At 64.8% G+C, this 21,770-nt stretch carries 20 protein-coding genes; 6 read left to right on the top strand and 14 right to left on the bottom strand.

Annotated elements, in window-relative coordinates:
• Window positions 1–2 precede the first annotated feature (2 nt).
• Genes ASD28_RS09190 through ASD28_RS09165 form a run of 6 tightly spaced genes read right to left on the bottom strand, consistent with a single transcriptional unit; the run spans window position 3 to window position 7,029 of the window.
• Complete coding sequence (locus ASD28_RS09190) at window positions 3–1,961, bottom strand: hypothetical protein (protein ID WP_056126553.1); 1,959 nt, start codon at window positions 1,959–1,961, stop codon at window positions 3–5.
• Window positions 1,962–1,987: 26 nt separating this feature from the next.
• A complete protein-coding gene (pilQ, locus tag ASD28_RS09185) occupies window positions 1,988–4,141 on the bottom strand; it encodes a type IV pilus secretin PilQ (RefSeq protein ID WP_056126551.1) in 2,154 nt (717 codons plus the stop codon).
• Complete coding sequence (locus tag ASD28_RS09180) at window positions 4,138–4,677, bottom strand: pilus assembly protein PilP (protein WP_056126549.1); 540 nt, start codon at window positions 4,675–4,677, stop codon at window positions 4,138–4,140. The genes pilQ and ASD28_RS09180 overlap by 4 nt, the downstream gene beginning before the upstream one ends.
• Window positions 4,674–5,342, bottom strand: a complete 669-nt coding sequence (locus ASD28_RS09175) for a type 4a pilus biogenesis protein PilO (protein WP_056126548.1) — start codon at window positions 5,340–5,342, stop codon at window positions 4,674–4,676. The genes ASD28_RS09180 and ASD28_RS09175 overlap by 4 nt, the downstream gene beginning before the upstream one ends.
• Window positions 5,339–5,956 carry a PilN domain-containing protein gene (locus ASD28_RS09170; protein ID WP_056126546.1) on the bottom strand — a complete coding sequence of 206 codons (618 nt, stop codon included), beginning with the start codon at window positions 5,954–5,956 and terminating at the stop codon, window positions 5,339–5,341. Before ASD28_RS09170 ends, ASD28_RS09175 begins: the two co-directional genes overlap by 4 nt.
• On the bottom strand, window positions 5,956–7,029 hold the full coding sequence (locus ASD28_RS09165; RefSeq protein WP_056126544.1) for a pilus assembly protein PilM: 1,074 nt from the start codon (window positions 7,027–7,029) through the stop codon (window positions 5,956–5,958). The genes ASD28_RS09170 and ASD28_RS09165 overlap by 1 nt, the downstream gene beginning before the upstream one ends.
• 298 nt (window positions 7,030–7,327) lie before the next feature.
• Between ASD28_RS09165 and ASD28_RS09160 the strand changes: the two genes are divergently transcribed.
• Together ASD28_RS09160 and ASD28_RS09155 are read left to right on the top strand one after the other, a co-directional pair.
• Complete coding sequence (locus ASD28_RS09160) at window positions 7,328–9,679, top strand: penicillin-binding protein 1A (RefSeq protein WP_056126542.1); 2,352 nt, start codon at window positions 7,328–7,330, stop codon at window positions 9,677–9,679.
• 158 nt (window positions 9,680–9,837) lie between these two features.
• Window positions 9,838–10,431, top strand: a complete 594-nt coding sequence (locus tag ASD28_RS09155; RefSeq protein WP_082577336.1) for a PEP-CTERM sorting domain-containing protein — start codon at window positions 9,838–9,840, stop codon at window positions 10,429–10,431.
• A 36-nt stretch (window positions 10,432–10,467) separates the two neighbouring features.
• Here ASD28_RS09155 and cyaY read toward each other — a convergent pair whose 3' ends face one another.
• Window positions 10,468–10,797 (bottom strand): iron donor protein CyaY, encoded by a 330-nt coding sequence (gene cyaY / locus ASD28_RS09150; RefSeq protein ID WP_056126539.1) that lies wholly within the window; start codon window positions 10,795–10,797, stop codon window positions 10,468–10,470.
• A gap of 41 nt (window positions 10,798–10,838) precedes the next feature.
• Between cyaY and ASD28_RS30955 the strand changes: the two genes are divergently transcribed.
• Both ASD28_RS30955 and lysA read left to right on the top strand, forming a co-directional pair.
• The gene (locus ASD28_RS30955) at window positions 10,839–11,114 is read left to right on the top strand and encodes a lipoprotein (RefSeq protein WP_229412148.1); all 276 of its coding nucleotides are present in this window, start codon (window positions 10,839–10,841) and stop codon (window positions 11,112–11,114) included.
• Window positions 11,115–11,125: 11 nt separating this feature from the next.
• Window positions 11,126–12,403 carry a diaminopimelate decarboxylase gene (gene lysA / locus ASD28_RS09140; protein ID WP_056126536.1) on the top strand — a complete coding sequence of 426 codons (1,278 nt, stop codon included), beginning with the start codon at window positions 11,126–11,128 and terminating at the stop codon, window positions 12,401–12,403.
• A gap of 46 nt (window positions 12,404–12,449) precedes the next feature.
• On the opposite strand, the gene ASD28_RS09135 is transcribed toward lysA, so the two are convergent.
• The 6 genes from ASD28_RS09135 to ASD28_RS09110 form a co-directional block, all read right to left on the bottom strand.
• A complete protein-coding gene (locus ASD28_RS09135; protein WP_036239466.1) occupies window positions 12,450–12,632 on the bottom strand; it encodes a hypothetical protein in 183 nt (60 codons plus the stop codon).
• A 4-nt stretch (window positions 12,633–12,636) separates the two neighbouring features.
• Window positions 12,637–13,278: a sulfite oxidase heme-binding subunit YedZ gene (locus ASD28_RS09130; RefSeq protein ID WP_056126534.1), complete on the bottom strand. Its 642-nt coding sequence runs from the start codon at window positions 13,276–13,278 to the stop codon at window positions 12,637–12,639.
• Window positions 13,279–13,290: 12 nt separating this feature from the next.
• Window positions 13,291–14,268: a protein-methionine-sulfoxide reductase catalytic subunit MsrP gene (gene msrP / locus ASD28_RS09125; RefSeq protein WP_056126533.1), complete on the bottom strand. Its 978-nt coding sequence runs from the start codon at window positions 14,266–14,268 to the stop codon at window positions 13,291–13,293.
• A gap of 255 nt (window positions 14,269–14,523) precedes the next feature.
• Complete coding sequence (gene ccsB / locus ASD28_RS09120) at window positions 14,524–15,690, bottom strand: c-type cytochrome biogenesis protein CcsB (protein ID WP_056126531.1); 1,167 nt, start codon at window positions 15,688–15,690, stop codon at window positions 14,524–14,526.
• 30 nt (window positions 15,691–15,720) lie between these two features.
• Window positions 15,721–17,814, bottom strand: a complete 2,094-nt coding sequence (locus tag ASD28_RS09115) for a cytochrome c biogenesis protein ResB (protein ID WP_056126527.1) — start codon at window positions 17,812–17,814, stop codon at window positions 15,721–15,723.
• A gap of 144 nt (window positions 17,815–17,958) precedes the next feature.
• The gene (locus ASD28_RS09110; RefSeq protein ID WP_056126525.1) at window positions 17,959–18,642 is read right to left on the bottom strand and encodes a cytochrome c; all 684 of its coding nucleotides are present in this window, start codon (window positions 18,640–18,642) and stop codon (window positions 17,959–17,961) included.
• 175 nt (window positions 18,643–18,817) lie between these two features.
• Between ASD28_RS09110 and yihA the strand changes: the two genes are divergently transcribed.
• Window positions 18,818–19,510, top strand: a complete 693-nt coding sequence (gene yihA, locus ASD28_RS09105; RefSeq protein ID WP_056126523.1) for a ribosome biogenesis GTP-binding protein YihA/YsxC — start codon at window positions 18,818–18,820, stop codon at window positions 19,508–19,510.
• A gap of 28 nt (window positions 19,511–19,538) precedes the next feature.
• Complete coding sequence (gene hemB / locus ASD28_RS09100; RefSeq protein ID WP_056126520.1) at window positions 19,539–20,552, top strand: porphobilinogen synthase; 1,014 nt, start codon at window positions 19,539–19,541, stop codon at window positions 20,550–20,552.
• Window positions 20,553–20,670: 118 nt separating this feature from the next.
• Here the strand turns inward: hemB and ASD28_RS09095 are convergent, their stop codons facing one another.
• Window positions 20,671–21,567 carry a cell envelope integrity protein TolA gene (locus ASD28_RS09095; protein ID WP_056126518.1) on the bottom strand — a complete coding sequence of 299 codons (897 nt, stop codon included), beginning with the start codon at window positions 21,565–21,567 and terminating at the stop codon, window positions 20,671–20,673.
• Between the last annotated feature and the right edge of the window lie 203 nt (window positions 21,568–21,770).

The raw sequence follows: 21,770 nt of genomic DNA, 5'->3' as shown, positions 1-21,770 counted from the left end.
ACTTATGGGCAGGTGAACGACAGTTTAAACGGAATACTGGTTACGGAGCCAGAAGGCGACGTCACGGTGACGTTGAATGAGGCCTGAGCGGGTGCGCAATTGGTTGAGCTCGTGCTCGAAATGCTGAAAACATGCGTATAACCCTGCGGGCCGCTACCAACAGTCAAGCCGGTTGGATCATCGACATTAGTGGTCGAGTGAGGGGCAATATTTGGTACAGTGGCAGGTACGACCGGTGCAGCGTTGCCGTTAAGCATGCTCGTTATTTCGACTTGGGAGCCGAAAGGCATCGGGTTGTTGTTCACATCGTTGAGCTGCAGCGAGAATACCTTGGTTGCGCTGCCGCTGATCGAGCCAAGATCGACGGTTTTACTCAGGTCCAACGGGACCGCGCTGCCATCCATATAAACGTTCTTCACGAAACCGCCGCTGAAGAAGATAGCCGTCCTGGCATACACAGTATTGGTACCATCCGTCGAGCTGGCGCAAATAGTGGCCAAGCCGGGGCGGGTCGCGTCCGGGGTGACAGCGTTGCAGGGGCTTAGCGGCAAGCCAGGCGTAGCGACGCGCGGATTTTGCGTACGAAGGAAGACCGTGCAGAGGCCGTTGGTCGTATTGCAGCCGCCCTTGTCTGACGTACCAACGGCGCCCATATTCGTCTGGAACACCACTGGCGTGCCGTCCGGGACTGGATTACTGAAAGCGTCGGCCAGCATGACCTGCAGGGTGGTCGCCTGCGGGCTATCAATATCTCCATTGACGTTGAACGTGCCCGAGCTCAGCGAAAACGCGCGTTGCACGGGCAGGCCAGTCGTCACCACGATCGAATCAGACAGGGTCGAGATGTCCGATCCACCATTGGTGCCGGTACCTCGGAGCGTCGCCTGCACGCGAAACGACATGGCGGTCGCGCCCGAGTTGACCGTCGTGACCACGCTGCCGGTGGCATCGGTCGTGTCGCTGGCCTTGTTGATGACGACGTCGGCGCCCGCGGGCACCGGCGTGAAGTCCACGCGCTGGCCGGCCAGCGGATTGCCGAAGATGTCGACGACCTTGTACGTCAGGATCGCGGTTTCGGTGCGGCCGTTGCCGCCGTTGCCGCGCACGACGATCGATTGCGCGGTCGGCGTGGCGCCCACGAACTGCACCGACGCGGCGGCCGGCGGCGCGATCGCCAGCGTGGCCGACGCCGACTTGGCGATGCCGGCGGCCGTCACGGTGATGATGTCGTTGTTGGCGCAGCCCTTGTCGCGGTAGACCGTCTGCACGGTGCCGTTATTGGTCGGCACGGTCGCGGCCAGCGTCGCCTTGCCGGCCGTGACGCACGCGGAGCTGAAGCTGACGTTGACCTGCTGGTCCGTGTACTTGCTCGAACCGTTCAGCACGTCGACCGACAGCACCGTCGAGCCGTAGGCCTGGATGCTGGCCGGGCTGGCGGACAGGGTGCCGAACGTCAGCGTGGTGGTGCCGACGGAATAGTTCGCGGTGCCGCTCACGGTCGTGCCGGCGACGCTCGACGTGGCGGTCACGGTGCCCGCGCCGCCGGAGGCCAGGCTGGCGGCGCGCATGCTGACCTTCGCGACGCCGTTGACATCCGTCAGCGCGGTGGCGGCCGTCGGCGAGAACACGGCCAGCGTATTGTCGGTGGCGAAGGTCACGATCGCGTTCGGCACGGGCTTCTTGTCCGCATCCAGCACGGTGGCATTGACGGTCAGCAGCGTGGCGCCGGAGAGCGCATTGGTCGACGCGCCGGCCGCGTTCGTGAAGCCCACGGAGACGGTGGGCGCCGCGGGGGTGGTGGTGCCGCCGGTCCCCGTGCTGCCGGAACCGGAGCCGGTCCCGCCGCTCACGGCGCCCGGATTGCCGCCGCCGCCGCCGCATGCGGTCAGCACCATGGCCATCAGCAGGCCGGCCACGCGCACGCCGTGGCGCGCCGTGAAGTCGTTCTTGAAGTCGTTCATGTGTGGGGGTCTTGTTGATGATTCCGTCAATGGCCGTTCTGCAGGCGCTCGGCCACGATCTTGGGCGTGATGAAGACGAGCAGCTCGGTCTTGCTGTTCTGGCGCGACGTCGACTTGAACAGATTGCCCACGACCGGGATGTCGCCGAACAGCGGCACCTTGTCGTCGTTGCGGGTCTCGGTCATCTGGTAGATGCCGCCCAGGACCACCGTGCCGCCGTTCTCGACCATCACCTTGGTCTTCACGTGCTGCGTGTTGATGGCGAAGCCCGACGCGGTCGCCTCGCCCTTCGAATCCTTGGCCACGTCCACGTCCAGCACGACGTTGCCGTCCGGGGTGATCTGCGGCGTGACTTCCAGCTTCAGGTTCGCCTTCTTGAACGTGACCGACGTGGCGCCGCTGCTCGTGGCCTGCTGGTACGGCAGCTCGACGCCCTGCTCGATGATGGCCGGGACGTTGTCCTCGGTGACCACGCGCGGGCTGGAGATGATCTTGCCTTTGCCATCCGCTTCCAGCGCGGACAGTTCCAGGTTGAGGAAGCGGTTCGCCGCCGACGAGAACAGCGAGAATGCGATCGACGGCGCATTCGTGCCGTTGATGCCGGCCGCCGGCAGGTTCACGAGCGTGGTGTTGGTGTAGCCGTCGCCCTTGTCCGGCGTCTGGCCCGTGACCTGGCCCACGCCCGTCAGGTTGCCGCCGATGGCCACGCGCTGGTTGCCGCTGACCTGGTAACCCGTGTCGCCGCCGCGCAAGGTGCGCAGGTCGGCGAAACCGAGCTTGGCGCCGAGGTTGCGCGAGAAACCGTCGTTCGCTTCCACCAGGCGCGCCTCGACGAGCACCTGCTTGGTGGCGATGTCGGTCTTCTGGATCAGCTTGCGGATGTCTTCGATCTTCGATGCGATGTCCGTGATGAACAGCTGGTTCGTGCGCGGGTCGATGATGGCGCTGCCGCGCTTGGACAGCACGCGGTTCTTGCCGCCGCCGTCGCCGCTGGCGCCGCCGTTCTGGTCGAGGCCGAACACGGTACGGAACGCTTCCGCCTTCTGGTAGTTCAGCTGGAAGATCTCGGAGCGCAGCGGCTCCAGGTCGGAGATCTGGGCCCGCTGCTCGAGCTCCAGTTTTTCCTTGGTCAGCAGTTCTTCCTTCGGCGCGATCCACAGCACGTTGCCGTTCTTGCGCATGTCGAGGCCCTTGGCCTGCAGGACGACGTCCAGCGCCTGGTCCCACGGCACGTCCTTCAGGCGCAGCGTGAGGTTGCCGGTGACGGAATCGCTCGTGATGATGTTCAGGCCCGAGATGTCGGCGATCGCCTGCAGCGCCTGGCGCACCTCGACGTTCTGGAAGTTGAACGACAGCTTCTCGCCCCGGTAGCCCGCGCCGCCCGCGCCGCCGGCCGGCCGGTTCGGATCTTCCTTGACGGGCTTGACGTCGATGACGAGCTGCGTGTCGCTCTGGTAGACGCTCTGCTCCCAGTTGCCGTGCGCTTCGACGACCATGTGCGTGTTCTCGCCCCGCGGCGTCGTCGTGATGCGCGACACGGGCGTGCCGAAGTCGGTCACGTCCAGGCGCCGGCGCAAGGTCGGCGGCACGCCGGTTTTCAGGAAATCGACGAGGATCTGCGAGCCGACCTGGCGCACGTCGACGGCGACCTGGCCGTTCGGCAGGTCGACGACGATGCGGCCTTCGCCATTGGTGCCGCGGCGGAAATCGAGGTCGCGCAGCAGCGGCAGGCTGGCCGGGACGGCGCTTGCCGCGCGGGCCGGCTCGCCGGCGGCGTCGATAGCGCGCGCGGGCGCGCCCGAGCCTTCGACGGTGACGATGACGTCCTTGCCGTCGACGGCGGTCGCGTAGTTCAGTACGCGCTTGAGGTTCAGCACGAGGCGCGTGCGTTCGCCCGCCTGCACGACGTTCACGCCGCGCACGTCGCCCAGGTTGATGTCCTGGACGTTCTTGCCGGTGGCGTTGGCGGTGGCGCCGAAATCGAGCGCGATGCGGGCCGGGTTGGTGATCGAGAAGCCGATCGGCGGCTGCTTCGGGGGTGCCTTCATGCCCACGCGGATGACGACGTTGCCGCCCTGCTGGTTGGCGCTGATCGACTCGATCGCGTTGTCCTGGGCCCAGGCGCAGACCGTGGCGAGCGCCAGCAGCATGCCGCCCGCGGCGGAAAGGAATCGGGTCATTTACGGTTCTCCTTGGTTTGCAGCTCCAGCTTCGTCATGCGTCCGGTCCATTCTCCCGCGGCGTCCTGCACTGTTTCGCGGATGTCGACGGCGTCCTCGCCCACGTGCGTCACGACGCCGAAGTTCTGGCCGATGCGCTGGCCGGCCTTCACCTGGTACAGCGCGCGTTCGATCTGCAGCAGCGCGAAGCGCGTGCCGCCCTTTTCCATCGTGCCGACCATCTGCATGGTGTCGAGCGGGAAGGTCTCCAGCTGCTCGCGCGGGCGCTGCAGGTCCGGCTGGTTCGGATTGTTCGACGTCGCGGCCGCGCGGGCCAGTTCGCCCAGCAGCTTGTTCGCATCGAACGGGTCGACGGCATCCTTCGCGCCGTACGCGTAAGGCAGGAAATCCTTCGGCTCGGGCAGCGGCTTCACGGCGGGGCGCGTGTCGCGCTTGACCTGTTCCATCCAGCCGCGCACTTCGCGCACGTCGGAATCGCCGCAGCCGGCCAGCAGCAGGGTCGCCATCAGGGCGCCGATCGCGATGCGCGGGCTCATGCCTTCCCCTTCTTGGCGGTCTTCTTCGCCTTGCGGGCCTTGGCCTGCGCATCCAGTTCGTCCTGGTCGAGGTAGCGGAACGTCTTGGCGATGGCGTCGAGCGACAGCGTGCCGTCCTTGCCGGCGGTGAGCGCCAGGTTGTTCAGGGTGACGATGCGGGGCATCCTGGCCATGTCGGCCGCGAATTCGCCGATGTCGTGGTAGTGGCCCGTGACCTTGATGTCGATCGGCAGCTCGGCGTAGTAATCCTTGACGACGACCTGGCCCGGCTTGAACAGTTCGAACTGCAGGCCGCGGCCGATGCCGGCCTGATTGATGTCGGACAGCAGCGCGGCCATCTCGGCCTTGCTCGGCAACTGCTTCTCGAGACGTTCGACGTAGCGGTTCACCTGCTGCTGCTGGGCTTCCAGCGCGTCCAGGTTGATCGCCTGCGCCATCTTGACCTTGTAGTCGTCGCGCAGCTTGAGTTCCTGCGCGGCCAGCGCGTCCTGTTCCTCGAACTGGCTGCTCCAGTAAAAGAAGTAGCCGAGGCCGAGGACGGCCGCCATCACGCCGGCCGCGCACAACAGGCGCGGCGCCAGCGGCCACAGGCCGGGATGGCGTCCCTGCAGGCCCTCGAACTGGGCCGCCAGGTCGGCGAAAGACTGTTTCAGATCGATGTTCATGACTTGGTGCCCGCTTGTTTCGTGGACGGCTTGGCATCCTTGTCGTCGTCCTCGACGCGGGCGCGCTTGATCGCGACGTTCAACGTGAATTCGACGACCTTGCGGCCGGTCTTGCTCTGCGCAAGCGTGGCCGCGCGCACCTCGGTCAGGTCCGGGCGCTCCAGCCACGGCGAGCTGCCGGACAGGTTGCGCAGCAGCTCCGCCACGCGCTCCTGCGACTGCGCATAGCCGTTCAGCAGCACGCGCTGGCCCTCCTGCTTGAAGCTCTTCAGGTACACGCCGTCCGGCGTCTGGCGCACCAGTTCGTCGAGCAGGTAGACGGGCTGGTTGCGGTCGCCCTGCAAGTCCTCGACGGCCTGCTGGCGCGCCTTCAGCGCCTCGATCTCGGCCTTCAGGCTGGCGATCTTGCTGATCTTCTTGTCCAGTTCCGCGTTGGCGTTCTTGAGGACCAGGTTGCGTTCGTTCTGCGTGGCGATGCGGCTGGCGTTGTACGCGCCCACCAGCAGCACGAGCGCGACGCCGACCAGGCCGCCCAGCGCCATCAGCGCGATGAACGCGGCCTGTTTCTGCTTGCGCTTCGCTTCCCGGTGCGGGAGCAGGTTAATGCGGATCATCAGCCGAACCTCCGCAGTGCGAGGCCGCAGGCGACGAGATAGCCGGGACCGTCCGTGCGCAGCTGCTGCTCGCGCACGGCGGGGGCCAGCTGCATGCCGAAGAACGGCGCCACGACGGAGGTCGCGATGCGCGTGCGGCCCGCGATGATGTCGGGCAGGCCGGGCAGCTGGGCGCTGCCGCCGGCGAGGACGATCTGGTCGATGCGCGTGTACGGCGTCGACGTGTAGAAGAACTGGATCGCGCGCGTGACTTCCAGCGCGGCGTTTTCGAGCCAGGGCGCCAGCAGGTCGGCGCGGTAGTTGTCCGGCAGGTCGCCCGTCTTCTTGCGCGTTTCCGCTTCCTCGAACGAGAGGCCGTAGGCGCGCACGACGTCCTGCGTGAGCTGCACGCCGCCGAACGGCTGCTCGCGCTCGTAGACGGTCTCGCCGTTCTGCAGCACGGAGACGTGGGTCGCGTTGGCGCCGATCTGGAACAGCGCGACGATGCGGTCGCGCGGGCCGTTGTCGTTGTCGAGGAGGCGCTGCAGCGCGGCGCGGGCGGCGTACGATTCGATGTCCATCACGGTGGCCGTGAGGCCGGCCGCTTCGGCGATGGCCACGCGGTCCTCGACCTTTTCGCGGCGCGCCGCGGCCAGCATCACTTCCATGTCCTCGGGCGAACTGGCGACGGGGCCGATCACGTCGAAGTCGAGGCTGACCTCGTCCAGCGCGAACGGGATGTACTGGCTGGCCTCGGACTCGACCTGCACTTCGAGCTGGTCTTCCGGCAGGCCGGCCGGGAGGATGATCTTCTTGGTGATGACGGCGGCCGGCGGCATGCCGAGCGCCACGTGCTTGATGCGGGTGCCGCTCTTCTGCACGACGCGGCGCACGGCGTCCGACACCGCGTCGATGTTCTCGATGTTGCCGTCGACGACGGCGCCGCGCGGCAGCGGTTCCGCCGCATGGCGCTCCAGCCGCAACTCACCCTTGCCGCCGTCGGACAACTCGACCAGGCGCACGCCGGACGTACTGATGTCGAGCCCGACGAGCGGCGGGCTCTTTTGTCCGAACAAGGAACCTAGACTGATCACGAGCGCACTCCCCTATCTGCTGCTTCTTTGAACGCCCGCTTGGGGAACTGTTGAAATGGTAGAAATACAGTGCATATATATCAGGCACCGTATTGAATCGTAGCAATACTGATGTTTGAGGACAAGAAATTTCTACACGGGAACATAATAGTGCGCAGCATGAAAACGACACTCCTTTCACTCTGATATCAATCAATCTTGCCTCTGTTTTCACACCTATTGTCCGCTTGTCACGCCGTGCCTCAGATACAAGCGTGACTTATAATGAAATGGATCAATAAAGCGACCAACATTACGCATGAAAGCATCCCAAAACGGGGCCAGCCCCGCGCCGCAGTCTCCTACGCCGAAGCACACACCCAAGCGCATCCTCCTGACCATCCTCGCCACGCTGGCCGGTCTGGCCGTCTGCGGGGTACTCGTGGTCGTGTTCGCGCTGGCGATGGCGTACCCGAACCTGCCCGCCCTCGACACCCTGACCGATTACCGGCCCAAGATGCCGCTGCGGATCTTCACGGCCGATAACGTCCTGATCGGCGAATTCGGCGAGGAGCGCCGCACCCTCGTCCACTTCAAGGACATTCCGGACGTGATGAAGAAGGCCGTGCTGTCCATCGAGGACGACCGCTTCTACGAGCACGGCGGCGTGGACTACTGGGGCATCCTGCGCGCGGCCGTGCACAACGCGACCGGCGGCGCGCGCCAGGGCGCATCGACCATCACGCAGCAGGTGGCCCGCAACTTCTTCCTGTCGTCCGAACAGACCCTCAAGCGCAAGGCGTACGAGGCCCTGCTCGCGTACAAGATCGAAAAGAACCTCTCCAAGGACCAGATCCTCGAGGTCTACATGAACCAGATCTACCTGGGCCAGCGCGCGTTCGGCTTCTCGTCGGCCGCGCAGATCTACTTCGGCAAGGACTTGAAAGACATCTCGGTCGCGGAAGCGGCGATGCTGGCCGGCCTGCCCAAGGCGCCGTCCGCGTACAACCCGGTCGTCAATCCGAAGCGCGCACGCGTGCGCCAGCAGTACATCCTGCAGCGCATGCACGACCTGCGCTACATCACCGACGCCCAGTACGAACAGGCGAAGAACGAGGAACTCAAGATCAAGATGGACAGCACGGCGTTCGGCGTGCATGCGGAATACGTGGCCGAGATGGCGCGCCAGCTCGTGTACGAGCAGTTCAAGGAAGACACCTATACGCGCGGCCTGAACGTGTTCACGACCATCACCAAGGCCGACCAGGACGCCGCCTACCTCGCGCTGCGCCGCGGCGTGATGGACTACGAGCGCCGCCACCCGTACCGCGGCCCGGAAAAATACATCGAGATCCCGTCCGCCAAGGGCGAGGCCGACGAAGCCATCGAGGCGGAACTGGCCGAGCATCCGGACTCGGACGGCATCGTCGCGGCAGTCGTGATGTCGGCGTCGCCCACGCAGGTGAAGGCCGTGCTGGCGTCCGGCGAGGACATCACGATGACGGGCGCCGGCCTGGCGTTCGCCAAGGACTGGCTGTCGCCGAAGGCGGCCGAGACCCGGCGCTTGCGCCGCGGCGCCGTCGTGCGCGTCATGCAGGATGACGATTCGTCATGGCGCATCACGCAGATGCCGGAAGTGGAATCCGCGTTCATCGCGGTGAGCCCGGACGACGGCGCGATCCGCGCGCTGGTGGGCGGCTTCGACTTCAACCGCAGCAAGTTCAACCACGTGACGCAGGCGTGGCGCCAGCCGGGATCGTCGTTCAAGCCGTTCATCTATTCGGCGTCGCTGGAACGCGGCTTCTCGCCGGCCACCCTGATCAACGACGCGCCGATCTCGTTCGACGCGGGTGCGACGGGCGGCCAGGCGTGGGAACCGAAGAACTACGACAACAAGTACGAAGGCCCGATGACGATGCGGCGCGGCCTGACCAAGTCGAAGAACATGATCTCGATCCGCATCCTGAACAAGATCGGCGCCCGCTACGGCCAGGAATACGCGACGCGCTTCGGCTTCGATCCGGACAAGAACCCGCCGTACCTGACGCTCGCGCTGGGCGCCGGCGCGACGACGCCGCTGCAGATGGCCGGCGCGTATTCGGTGTTCGCCAACGGCGGCTACCGCATCAGCCCCTACATCATCTCGAAGGTGACGGATGCCGACGGCAAGGTGTTGTCGGAAGCGCGTCCGGACCGCGCCGGCGTCGACGCCAACCGCGTCATCGACGAGCGCAACGCGTGGCTGATGGACAGCATGCTGAAGGACGTGGCCCGCTACGGCACGGCCGCCAAGGCGTCGCAGGTGCTGAAGCGCACGGACATCGCGGGCAAGACGGGCACGACGAACGATTCGATCGACGCCTGGTTCGCCGGCTACCAGCCGCACCTGGTGGGCATCGCGTGGATCGGCTACGACCAGCCGCGCAACCTGGGCAACAGGGAAACGGGCGGCGGCCTGGCGCTGCCGATCTGGATCGGCTTCATGCAGAAGGCGCTCAAGTCCGAGCCGGTGGTCGAGCGTCCGGTGCCGCCGGGGCTCGTGCAGTACGGCGACGAGTACTATTACGCCGAGAATCCGCCGGGCACGGGCGTGCAGTCGCTGGACGTGGGGCCGGTGGCCCCTGCGGCCGAGCAGAAGTCGCGCGACGCCGTGCGAAACGAGTTGTTCTGAAACTGTCGGAGGTCTTTACAACTGAATTGCTCGCCTGGAACACTGTTCGGTCAAGTTGTTGTTTTTAAAAGGTAAAGCGTTTGCGTTGCAAAATGGCATGAAGATTGCTCAGCAGGAAGCCGACGTCCAACACTGTCTTTTCCTGGTGAGCCAATAACATGTTCAAAAAAATACCTGCAATCGCTTTCGCTCTTCTTTCCAGCGTCTTTTCGGTACAGTCCGCCAACGCGACCGTGTATTCGGTGGCCTACACCGCGACGGCGCCCAGTTTCTCGCTCCTGTCCGGCACGGGCGACGTCGGCGCGACGCTCGATGTGGGCGATTCGTTGACGGTGACGGTCAACGCCCCCGCCAACAAGGCGTTCAAGACCACCGGGGGATTCATTTTCAATTACCAGATGTGGAGTGGCAGCAGCCAGCTCACCGAGGACGCCACCTACGACTTCTCGCTGGGCGGACTCAGCGTCCTGTCCGGAACCGTGAACAACGCGGCGGCATGCTGCTCCGACGTGCGCCTGCCCATCTACAGCCTGCCCCCGCTGACCTGGGATACCCTGACCTTCACGGCGACGATCGTCAGCGCGAACGGTCCTGTCCAGCTGCTGAACATGTTCGTCTCCCAGCAGAACAACACGCAGTTCATCGACACCGCGGCCGTGCCGGAACCGGCGTCGATCGCACTGATGGCCATCGGTGCGCTGGGCTTCGCGCAGCGGCGCCGCCAGCGCGGCAAGCAGGCCACGCTGGCCTGACCTGGAAGCCGGCGCCCGCCGGCTTTTTTTTCGCCGTCAGCGCAGCTTGACCGGCGCGCCGCCCTGCTGGGTGGCGAAGTCGGACAGCGACGTGAAGAACTCCGTGTCGTCGCGCGTGTTGCGCCACTCGTCGCCCACGCGCTTGTAGTGGAAGCCGCCGGCGCGGGCGGCGATCCACATTTCCTGCAACGGCGCCTGGCTGTTGACGATGATCTTCGAGCCGTTGTCGACGAACTCGATCTCGAGCACGTTGCCGCTGCGCTTGCACTCGACGTCGACGATATCCTGCTCGAACAGGCGGTCGAATGCCTGCTCGATGTCGTTCAGGGTGGACTCGGCCAGGGCCAAAAATTCGGATTCGGTCATGCTACACTCCAAGGTCTGCTAATCAAACCGTGATTCTAATCGTGAAGTCCCCATTTGCGCTCCTGACAAGCCTGGCGACCCTGATGGCGCTGTCGGCCTGCGGCCAGACCGGTCCGCTCTACATGCCCAAGCCCCCCGCCCGTCCCGGTGCCGCGCCTACCAGCGCCGCCCCGGCCGGCACCACCACGAACACGGCCACTCCGGCGGTCCAGATCTCCCCGCCGGCACCCGCTGCCGGCGTGACCGTCCCCGCCGCCGGTTCGAATGCGAACAATACCGAAGCGAACAACCAGACGCCGCCGGCCACCCAACAGTAAGCACCGATTTCATGTCTCACTTCACTTATCAAGACGGCGTCCTGCACGCCGAACGCGTTCCCCTGTCCAGGATCGCCACCGAACACGGCACCCCGACCTACGTCTACTCGAAAGCCCAGCTGCTGGAAAACTTCGCCGGCTACGCGCGCCCATGCGCGGGCCGCGACGCGCTGGTCTGCTATGCGATGAAGGCAAACTCCAACCTGGCCATCCTCGACCTGCTCGCGCGCCAGGGCGCCGGCTTCGACATCGTGTCGGGCGGCGAACTGCTGCGCGTGATCGCGGCCGGCGGCGACCCGGGCAAGGTCATCTTCTCGGGCGTCGGCAAGACGGCGGCCGAAATCGCGCTGGCGCTGGAAAAGGGCATCCTGTGCTTCAACGTCGAGTCGATTCCCGAACTGCACCGCATCAACGAAGTCGCCGGCCGCATGGGCAAGCGCGCGCCCATCTCGCTGCGCGTGAACCCGAACGTCGACCCGAAGACCCACCCGTACATCGCCACCGGCCTGAAGGCGAGTAAATTCGGCGTCGCGTTCTCGGACGCGCTGGACACCTACCGCACCGCCGCCGAACTGCCGCACCTGGACGTCGTCGGCATCGATTGCCACATCGGCTCGCAGTTGCTGGACGACGCGCCGCTGCTGGAAGCGCTGGACAAGCTGATCGAACTGATCGACGCGCTGGCGGCCGAGGGCATCCACCTGCACCACGTGGACGTGGGCGGCGGCCTGGGCATCGACTACGGCACGGGCGAGGATTCGCCGGTACCGATCTCGCATTACGTCGAGCGCGTGTTCGCGCGCGTGGACGCATGGCGCGCCGAGAAGCACGGCGGCCAGCCGATCAAGGTGATCTTCGAACCTGGCCGCTCCATCGTGGGCAACACGGGCGTGCTGCTGATGTCCGTCGAATTCCTGAAGCCGGGCGAGGAAAAGAACTTCTGCGTCGTCGACGCCGCCATGAACGACATGGCCCGTCCGACCCTGTACCAGGCCTGGATGGACGTCAAGCCGGTCGTGCAGCGCGATAGTAGCGCGGTGACCTACGACCTCGTCGGCCCCGTGTGCGAATCGGGCGACTGGCTCGCCCGCGACCGCGCGCTGGCCGTCGAGCCGGGCGACGTGCTGGCCATGATGGCGGCCGGTGCCTATGGCTTCACGATGGCGTCGAACTACAACACGCGCGGCCGCGCGGCCGAGGTGCTCGTCGACGGAGACCAGGTGCATATGATCCGCAAGCGCGAGAATCCGGCAGACCTGTTCGCGCTCGAGACGATTGTGAAGGCCTGAAAACCGTCGCCCCCGCGCAGGCGGGGGCCAATTTCTCGCGCAGCACCTACTCCCGCCCCCGTGACCGGTCATCCGGCCACATCTGCGCCGCGCACGCGGCAGCCTGCTCGTTCCAGCGACCGCCCAGGTCGAGACAGCGTTCGAGCAGGCCATAGCGCGGCCGCCCCATGCCGAACACGAGCACGAGGGCCAATACGACGACGATCACCAGCGCGAGGGGCCACTTCATGTCGTCATGATCGCACGGAAGCCGGTGTAATACGTTTTTCGGCACGCGTGCGGCTGAGGCTCCACCACACGCGCAACAGCAGCAGCACGCCGACGACGCTGCCCCACACGATGGGCTGCTCGAAGTTGTGCTTGCCCGCCTTCATCCACCAATAGTGCAGGATCGCCAGCGGCGCGATCACGTAGATCGCCTTGTGCAGCAGGGCCCAGTTGCGGCCGAGCCGCCTGATCATCGCATTGGTGCTCGTCACGGCCAGCGGAATCAGCAGCACAAAGGCGGCGAAACCCACCGTGATGAACGGGCGCTTGAGCACGTCCTTCCACATGGCGGCCACGTCGAAGAAATGGTCGAACCACAGGAACGTCATGAAGTGCATGAACGCGTAGAAGAACGTGAACAGGCCCGCCATGCGCCGCAGTCGTACGACCCAGTTCCAGCCCGTCAGGCGCCGCAGCGGCGTGATGGCGAGCGTCGCGCACAGCAGGTACAGGGCCCAGTCGCCGCTGCCGTGCGTGAGGAATTCGACCGGGTCGACGGGCACCCCGGCCGCCGTCAGCCACGCCATGCGCAGGAACGGCAGCAGCGCCAGCACGAACAGCGCGGCCTTCAGGGCCTTGAACTGCCTCGGGGACGGATTGAACGCCATCACAGCCCCCGCTCAATAAAACTTCTTGAGATCCATGCCCGTGTACAGCGAGGCGACCTCGTTATAGCCGTTGAACAGCAGCGTCTTGCGCTTGGGCGTGAACAGGCCGCCCTCGCCGATGCGCCGCTCCGTCCCCTGCGACCAGCGCGGGTGGTCGACGTTCGGGTTCACGTTCGAATAGAAGCCGTACTCGTCGGGTGCGATGCCGTTCCACGCCGTGCGCGGCTGGTCGCGCAGGAAGCGGATCTTGACGATGGATTTGGCCGACTTGAAGCCGTATTTCCACGGCACGACGATGCGCACGGGCGCGCCGTTCTGGTTGGGCAGCACCTGGCCGTACATGCCGACGGTCAGCAGGGTGAGCGGGTGCATGGCTTCATCCATGCGCAAGCCTTCCACGTACGGCCATTCCAGCACGCGGCTTTTTACGCCCGGCATCTGGCTGCGGTCGGCGAGGCTCGTGAATTCGATGTATTTCGCGTTGCTCGTCGGTTCGACCTGGCGAATCAGGCTCGAGAGCGAATAACCGACCCACGGAATCACCATCGACCAGCCCTCGACGCAGCGCAGGCGGTAGATCCGCTCTTCCAGCGGCGCCAGTTTGACCAGGCGGTCGAGGTCGATCGTTTGCGGTTTCTTGACTTCGCCCTCGATCTGCACGGTCCACGGCCGCGTGCGCAGGGTGTGCGCGTTGGCGGCCGGGTCGGCCTTGTCCGTGCCGAATTCGTAGAAATTGTTGTAGTGGGTCGCGTCGTCGAACGAGGTCTGCTTCTCGTTCGTCGAGAACGCCGGGTTGCGCGTGGCCGGCAGTTTTTGCACCGTACCTTGTGCGAAGGCTTCGCGCGTGGCCATTTCCCACAGCGACGAGCCGACGACGGCCGAGGCCGCAACCTTGGCAAGGAACGCGCGCCGGCCTTCGTAGACCTCGCGCGGCGTGATTTCGGACGGGAACGGCAAATCGATGCCGTTCGGATTTTTTCTGATCAACATGGCGGCTCCGGCTGTAAAAAGGGCACCTCGAAAAACCGTCGCGAGCGGCAGCAGATTTGGTCGAGAAGCGCAGCTGTACGAACAGTACAGTGAGCATCGCAGGGCTGGGCGCCCCCACCAATATGCAACGCGCAGCAGGTTTTTCAACGTGCCCGATGTTTCTCGCGACATATAAACGTTACACCATCTGCCGCCGCAGGGTCGTCCGGACGCCGATTTGTTACCAAATCCCGCCAACGGACATAAACGAACACATTACAGCTTGCCGTAAGAATGCAGGCCCGACAGGAACATGTTCACCCCGAGGAAGGCGAACGTCGTCACGACGAGGCCGATGAGGGCCCACCACGCCGCCGCGCGGCCGCGCAGGCCGGACATCAGGCGCATGTGCAGCCACGCCGCGTAGTTCAGCCAGACGATCAGCGCCCACGTCTCTTTCGGGTCCCACGACCAGTAGCCGCCCCAGGCCTCGGCGGCCCACAGCGCGCCCAGGATCGTGGCGACGGTGAAGAACGCGAAGCCGACGGAGATCGCCTTGTACATCACGTCGTCCAGCACCTCCAGGGACGGCAGGCGGTCGGCCAGGATGCCGTGCGACTTCAGCAGGTAGGCCGAGCCGACCATCGCCGCGAGCGCGAACGTGCCGTAGCCGATGAAGTTCGCCGGCACGTGGATCTTCATCCACCAGCTCTGCAGCGCGGGCACGAGCGGCTGGATCTCGGCGGCGTCGCGCGCGACCGTGTACCACAGCAGGAAGCCGACGGCGGCCGAGATCACGAGCAGCACGAACGGGCCCAGCTGGCGCGTCTGGTAACGCTGTTCGTAGTACAGGTAGAACATCGCCGTGATCATCGAGAACAGGATGAACACTTCGTACAGGTTCGACACGGGGATGTGGCCGACGTCGGTACCGATCAGGTAGGACTCGTACCAGCGCACCATCATGCCCGTGAAGCCGAGCACGACGGCGGCCCAGCACAGCTTGGAGCCGACGCTGCCGCCGAACGGCGAACGGGTGAGCAAACCGAGCCAGTAGAACACGGTCGAGAACACGAACAGCGCGCTCATCCACAGGATCGCGGACTGGCTCGACAGCATGTATTTCAGGAAAAATTTCTGGTTCGCGGCATCGAGCGAGCCGCCATACAATTGCACGGCCCACAGCGCCAGCAGCGCGACGAGCGGCATCAGCCAGCGTACCGGCTTGAAGGTCCAGCCGACGAAGGCGAAGGTCGGCGCGGCCAGCACCAGGATCGCCCGCTCGTAGATGTCCATGTAGGCGCCGAAACGGCTCAGCGCGTACAGCGCGGCGGCCAGGAGGCCGGCGCCGAACAGCCAGTCGATGGCCGTGAGGCGCTTGAAGAAGCCCGGCGGGCGGATGTACGCCGCGCCTTGCGCTTGCGATGCGGATGAAATGTCCATGGATGTCTCCTGTTTCCTTGCTCTGCTAGCTTACGCCGATTGCGGCAATTTGGTCTTCAAGTCTTCGAATTCGCGCTCGAAATCGAGCGTCTTGCGCTGCGTGCTCATCGCCATCAGCGCATGCGTGCCGCCGTCCGGCGCCGGTTTCACCCAGACCCAGACGCGACGCTCGCGGATGTAGAACATCGAGAAGATGCCCAGCACCAGCAACAGGCAGCCCACATAAACCACTTTCTTGCCGGGCGAGCGCGTCACCTGCAGCACCGACGCCTTCACTTCCTTGAAATCGTCCAGCGCGAGGAACACGGGGGCGCCGTAGAAAAAGCTGTCGGACAAGGCGTTCGTCGCCTGCTGCAGGAAGCGGCCGTGGGCCTCGGTGGGCGTGGCGGGTTGCTCGCCGGCGCGCGCACGCGCAGCCTGCCACAGCTCCCACATGGCGCCGTTGAGCATCTTCATGAACACGGTCGCCGCCTTTTCCTGCTCCGCGGCGGGGATGCGCTCGAGGAATTTTGACACGGCCAGATAGCCGCCCTGGTTGCCGTCGCCCGCGAAGATGGCCAGCGTCTTGGCGGCCGATTCCTGCAATTGCGTGGACAGCGCGCCGCTCGCGTCGCCCGGCGGCAGCGCGCGCGCGGCGTAGCGGCGGGCCGCTTCTTCCCGCAGCGACGGGTCCGCGAGCGCGGCGCGCAGGCGCATCCATTCGCGCAGGCCGTGGTCGTCGTCGGCCGGGATGCGCAGGAAGCTGAATTGGTCGGACGGATTGTTGCGCACGCCGGCCAGGAACACTTGATGGCCTTCCAGCGTCACGGGCTGCATGTAGTTCAGGTATTCGCGCGCCTGGCCCGTCTTGTCGCGCAGCTTGTATTGCACGCTGGGACCGACGTTCTTCAAGTCCTTGTTGCCCACGTTCTTCGCGGCCGAGCCTGAGTGCTGGGACAAGGTCTGGGCGAACTGTTCCTCAAGGCTCTTGCCCTTGGTGACGGCGCGCGCATCGTTGTTCTGGCTCGTGTTCTCGACGTTGAACGGACGGAAGCCCGACCATTCGACCGAATACACGTCGGCGCCCTGCTTCAACTCGGTCGCATTGCCGACTTCGCCTTCGAACGAGAACGATTTGTCGCTCGTGCCCGTCATGGGCCAGCCGGTCAGCTTGAGCTTGCTGCCGCCATCCTCGAAGCTTGACTGGTAGACGGCGATGCCGCGGTAGATCAGCGGCTCGTTGACCTTGATGGTGGCGGGGAAGGCCTTGCCCGTCTCATGGTCGCGGATCACGACTTCGCTGGCGAACAGCTTCGGCATGCCCGTCGAGTAGAAGTCGATAATGAATTTGCGCAGCTCGATCGTGAACGGCAGATCCTGCACGAGCACGCCGTCGGCCTGCTGGAGCAGTGCCGTGTCGCTGGCCTGGCCTTCCGGAATCATCGTGTTGCCGCGGAAGGTCGGGTTGCCGAGGCCCAGCCGGTGCTGCGGCGGGATGGCGGAGATGAGGCCCGTGCCGGCATATGGCGTCTTGCCCATGAACCATTGCTGGAAGCGGATAGGCAGGTTCGAATCGAGCAGGCCGCCCAGCAGGATGACGATGATGGCCGTGTGCGCGAAGATGTAGCCGAACTTGTTGCCGGCGCCCTTTTTCGCGGCGACGAGCACGCCGCCCGCCTTGTCGACCATCTTCGTTTTATAGCCGGCGTCGACGAGGCGGGACGCCGTCTGCTGCGCGAGCGGGACCATGTCCAGCGGCGCCGTCCATTCGCTCCGGTGGTGGAAATTGCGCAGCGACTCTTCGCGCACGGAATCGCGCCAGCTCCGCATATCGCGGATGAACTTGGGCGCATTGCGCGCGATGCACAGGCTCGTGGACACGATCAGGAACGCGAGGATCAGCAGGAACCACCAGGCCGAATAGACCGTGTACAGGCTGAGCTTGCGGAACACTTCGAACCAGAACGGTCCGAACTGGTTCACGTAGTCCGGCATCGCCCGGTCCTGTTGCATGATGGTGCCGATGATGGCGGCGATCGCGATCATGACCAGCAGGGTGATTGCGAAACGCATCGAGGACAGCAGTTCGACCGTTTCCGCTACGCCGCGCCGGCGCGTCTTCAGTTCAATTCCGGTGGTACTCATCGACTTTCACTCTAGACACAACATTCATCGAGGATACAACAAAAGGGCGCACCGCTTGCGCGGCCGCCCTTCCCTGTTGTCCTGCTTTTTTTATTGTAGGCCGATTATTCGGCTCTATTCACTCTGACCGGCTGATACCGGGTATCACTTCAGGCCGGCGATATAGTCCGCCACTGCCTTCATTTCATCGTCCGACAAGCGCTTGGCCAGCGCGGCCATCTGCGGGCTGTTGCTGCGCCCGCCCGCCTTGAACGCTTGCAGCTGGGCGACAGTGTAATCCTGGTGCTGCCCTGCCACGCGCGGATACTGGGCCGGGATGCCGGAACCGGTGGCGCCGTGGCAGCTGGCACAGGCAGCCACGCCGCGGTCTGCGATACCGCCGCGATAGATCTTGCGGCCCAGTTCCAGCGTGTCCTTGTTGCGCGCGGCGCCCTGCTTCGGCTGCTGCGTGGCGAGGTAGGCGGCGATGTTCTTCTTTTCGTCCTCGCTCAGCATCTTGGCGTACGTCGTCATCACGGGCTGGTTGCGGGCCGGCGTCGTGAAGTCGACGAGTTGCTTGTGCAGGTAATTGTCGATCTGTCCTGCCAGCTTGGGGTTCGTGTTGATGGTCGAATTGCCGCCGGCGCCATGGCACGACGCGCAGGCCGGCAGGCCGCGGGCATTGTCGCCGGTGTCGTAGAGGGAACCGCCCTTCGCCGGATCGGCCTTGGCGGCGGCCGGGGGCGCGTGGGCCGCGTCCGCTGCAAGAGCGCTGCCCACGATGAGGAAACTGGCCAGCAAGGACTTCACGATCGCCGCACACGCGGCCGGTTGGAACACACGATTCATTCAAGCACCCTGAAAAAGTCAAAGATAAACTTGCAGTTGCAGTGCAGCGGTCATGCTCGTGCCCCCGCGTCGGCAATGGCGCCTTCAGGCTCGCCGGCGGCAGGTAACTCCCTATTGTACAATAGCCTTTGTTTCCTGCCCTCACCTTCGTTGTCTTTTTCGCTCCACTTCCCTCATGTCCAAACTCTGGCAAGCCCGTTTCTTCACGACCGTCAACCAGTTGCGGGATCTTCCCAAGACCCAGGTGCCGGAAATCGCCTTCGCCGGCCGGTCCAATGCGGGCAAATCGACGGCGATTAATATCCTGACGAACCAGAAGGGCCTCGCCTTCGCGTCCAAGACCCCCGGCCGTACGCAGCACATCAATTTCTTCTCGATCGGCGGGGCGCACGTCGCCATGCACCGCAAGGATCCGACCAAGGTCGAGGAAATCGAGGGCCTGCTCGTCGACCTGCCGGGCTATGGCTACGCGGAAGTATCGGGCGATGCCAAGCTGCACTGGCAAAGGCTGCTGGGCGACTATGTGCAGCGGCGGGAACAACTGGCCGCGCTCATCCTGATCATGGATTCGCGCCGCCCGTTCACCGAGCTCGACATCCAGATGCTGGAATGGTTCGCCCCGACGGGCAAGCCGATCCACTGCATCCTCACGAAGGTCGACAAGCTCAACCGCAACGAATCCGTCAATGCCTTGCGCCAGGCGCAGCAAGTGCTGGACAGCTATGTCGACGAGGAAGGCAACGGCTTCCCGTTCACCGTCCAGCTGTTCTCGGCCCTGAAACGCATCGGCATCGAGGAAGCCAACGACAAGATCATCGAACTGCTCGGCCTCGACCAGGAGCCGCTCCCGGCCGATCCCGAACAATAGGAATTTACGCAAACTCGCAGGAACCGCCATGCCGATCATCACACCTTCGCAATACCCCGCCGTGCGCATGCGCCGCATGCGCCGCGACCCGTTCTCGCGCGCCCTGATGCGCGAAAACGTCGTCACCGCCTCCGACCTGATCTATCCCGTGTTCATCCTCGACGGCCAGAACCAGCGCCAGCAGGTCGCGTCGATGCCGGGCGTGGAGCGGCTGTCGGTCGACCTGCTGCTGAAGGTGGCCGAGGAAGCGGTCGCGCTGGGCATTCCCGTGCTCGCGCTGTTCCCCGTCATCGAGGCGTCGCTGAAGACCTATGACGGCGTGGAAGCGACGAACCCGGACGGCCTCGTCCCGCGCGCCGTACGCGAGCTGAAGCGCCACTTCCCGCAGCTGGGCATCATGACGGACGTCGCCCTCGACCCGTACACGACCCATGGCCAGGACGGCCTGCCGGACGAAAACGGCTACATCGTCAACGAAAAGACGATCGCGATGCTGACGCGCCAGGCGCTGGCCCAGGCCGAGGCCGGCGTCGACGTCGTCGCCCCGTCGGACATGATGGACGGCCGCATCGGCGCGATCCGCGTGGCGCTGGAAGAGAAGGAACTGATCCACACGCGCATCATGGCCTACTCGGCCAAGTACGCGTCGGGCTACTACGGCCCGTTCCGCGAAGCCGTCGGTTCGGCCGCCAACCTGGGCAAGGCCGACAAGAACACGTACCAGATGGACCCGGCCAACAGCGACGAAGCCCTGCGCGAAGTGGCGCTGGACATCGCGGAAGGCGCGGACATGGTCATGGTCAAGCCGGGCATGCCCTACCTGGACGTCGTGCGCCGCGTGAAGGACGAATTCAAGGTGCCGACCTTCGCCTACCAGGTCAGCGGCGAGTACGCGATGCTGCAGGCCGCGTTCCAGAACGGCTGGCTCGATCCGGACAAGGTCATCATGGAGACCATGATGTCGTTCAAGCGTGCCGGCGCGGATGGCGTGCTCACCTATTTCGCGATGGATGTGGCGCGGCGCCTGAAGGCCGCGGCATAAAACACGTCTGAAACGTTACACATCGTTCATGTGTGACATTTCGATAGCGGCGGGCCGTCCGTAGGAGCTGGTGTAGCAATGGGAAATCGAAGAAGCCTCTCGGTTTCCCACGACGCGATCAGCGCGGCGGTTTGTATTCCGGGAACATTTCCTTGTACAGGAAGGCCATCAGTTCCTGCGTATCCTGCGGCCGGGCCGACAGCGTGACGACGCGGTTCAGGCGGTGCGAATCCCACTCGAAGTCGCCGGTCTTTTCCTTGCGAATCAGCTCGATCATCTTCTTGACGATGGCCGTCTCGATGTCCGGGTCGCTGCCGCGCTCGACCGTCACGGCCGTCAGCCAGCGGCGCTTGAAGTTCGGGTTCCAGCCGCGGAATTTCAGGTCGGCCCGGCTGAACGTCTTGTTGGAGATGCTGAACACGCCGCCCGTCTCGTTCGGATCCTGGCCGCCGCGGCCGTTGATGGCGGCGATGTTCGCGAGCGCGTTGCGCGTGCCGCGCGCGGCTTCGCTTTCCTCGGCCTGGTCCGTCTGCGCCGGGGCGCCGCGGCGCTTGCGCTGGGCCTCGATATAGGCCTGCATGTCGACTTCCTGCGGCGGCGCCTTCGTCTCTTCCTTCGGCGGCTGCGGCTTTTCCTCCACCGTTTTGATCTCCGGCACGGTAATCGTGTTCGGCAGGCGCGGCATCGTGATGCGCGGCGGCGTGAACTTCGGCGCGGCCGCTGCCTTGGCGGTGTGCTTCGGTGCCTGCTCGGCCGGCTTGGCGGCCGGCTTGTTCTGCTTCAGCGGCGGCAGCCAGACGACGGCTTCGCCGGCTTTCGGCGGCGCGTGCTTTTCGATTTTCGGCTGGAACAGCCAGACGGCCACGAGCAGCAGGTGCAGCCCGATCGTGATCGCGATGCCGGTCCGGTTCGGGCCCTTCTGCCCGTAGATGACCACTTTCCGTCCGGGCAGCGGCTGGCCGCAATGTGCGCAGACATCGCTGTCTTCCAGCGGGATATGGGAATGGTCACGCAAGATAATGAACGCCTCCGGTTGGAGGACAAATAAATGATATTGACGAGGCGCAGTCTAACCCGTTTGGATTAGCCGCGCACGCGCTGTTAAGGATCTGTAATGAGAGTACAAGCTGGGTAGCTTAATGGTTGTTACAGTGTGTATCAACCTTGCCCTTCGGAATTACTTATCCCCGTCGTTCCCGGACTGGCCGTCCGCCTTGG

This window comes from Massilia sp. Root133 (assembly GCF_001426525.1).
Taxonomy (GTDB): Bacteria; Pseudomonadota; Gammaproteobacteria; order Burkholderiales; family Burkholderiaceae_D; genus Telluria; species Telluria orientalis.
Note: the sequence above shows the minus strand (reverse complement) of the source record. Positions and strands in the feature narration are given on the sequence as shown.

Excerpts from the sequence above, each read along its gene's own strand:
- ASD28_RS09130 (WP_056126534.1), bottom strand. The coding sequence starts at position 13,278 with ATGGCGTTCAATCCGTCCCCGAGGCAGTTCAAGGCCCTGAAGGCCGCG.
- yihA (WP_056126523.1), top strand. The coding sequence starts at position 18,818 with ATGTCCAAACTCTGGCAAGCCCGTTTCTTCACGACCGTCAACCAGTTG.
- ASD28_RS09190 (WP_056126553.1), bottom strand. The coding sequence starts at position 1,961 with ATGAACGACTTCAAGAACGACTTCACGGCGCGCCACGGCGTGCGCGTG.
- ASD28_RS09180 (WP_056126549.1), bottom strand. The coding sequence starts at position 4,677 with ATGAGCCCGCGCATCGCGATCGGCGCCCTGATGGCGACCCTGCTGCTG.
- cyaY (WP_056126539.1), bottom strand. The coding sequence starts at position 10,797 with ATGACCGAATCCGAATTTTTGGCCCTGGCCGAGTCCACCCTGAACGAC.
- ASD28_RS09135 (WP_036239466.1), bottom strand. The coding sequence starts at position 12,632 with ATGAAGTGGCCCCTCGCGCTGGTGATCGTCGTCGTATTGGCCCTCGTG.
- lysA (WP_056126536.1), top strand. The coding sequence starts at position 11,126 with ATGTCTCACTTCACTTATCAAGACGGCGTCCTGCACGCCGAACGCGTT.
- ASD28_RS09160 (WP_056126542.1), top strand. The coding sequence starts at position 7,328 with ATGAAAGCATCCCAAAACGGGGCCAGCCCCGCGCCGCAGTCTCCTACG.
- hemB (WP_056126520.1), top strand. The coding sequence starts at position 19,539 with ATGCCGATCATCACACCTTCGCAATACCCCGCCGTGCGCATGCGCCGC.
- ASD28_RS09115 (WP_056126527.1), bottom strand. The coding sequence starts at position 17,814 with ATGAGTACCACCGGAATTGAACTGAAGACGCGCCGGCGCGGCGTAGCG.
- ASD28_RS09170 (WP_056126546.1), bottom strand. The coding sequence starts at position 5,956 with ATGATCCGCATTAACCTGCTCCCGCACCGGGAAGCGAAGCGCAAGCAG.
- pilQ (WP_056126551.1), bottom strand. The coding sequence starts at position 4,141 with ATGACCCGATTCCTTTCCGCCGCGGGCGGCATGCTGCTGGCGCTCGCC.
- ASD28_RS09175 (WP_056126548.1), bottom strand. The coding sequence starts at position 5,342 with ATGAACATCGATCTGAAACAGTCTTTCGCCGACCTGGCGGCCCAGTTC.
- ASD28_RS09110 (WP_056126525.1), bottom strand. The coding sequence starts at position 18,642 with ATGAATCGTGTGTTCCAACCGGCCGCGTGTGCGGCGATCGTGAAGTCC.
- ASD28_RS09155 (WP_082577336.1), top strand. The coding sequence starts at position 9,838 with ATGTTCAAAAAAATACCTGCAATCGCTTTCGCTCTTCTTTCCAGCGTC.
- ccsB (WP_056126531.1), bottom strand. The coding sequence starts at position 15,690 with ATGGACATTTCATCCGCATCGCAAGCGCAAGGCGCGGCGTACATCCGC.
- msrP (WP_056126533.1), bottom strand. The coding sequence starts at position 14,268 with ATGTTGATCAGAAAAAATCCGAACGGCATCGATTTGCCGTTCCCGTCC.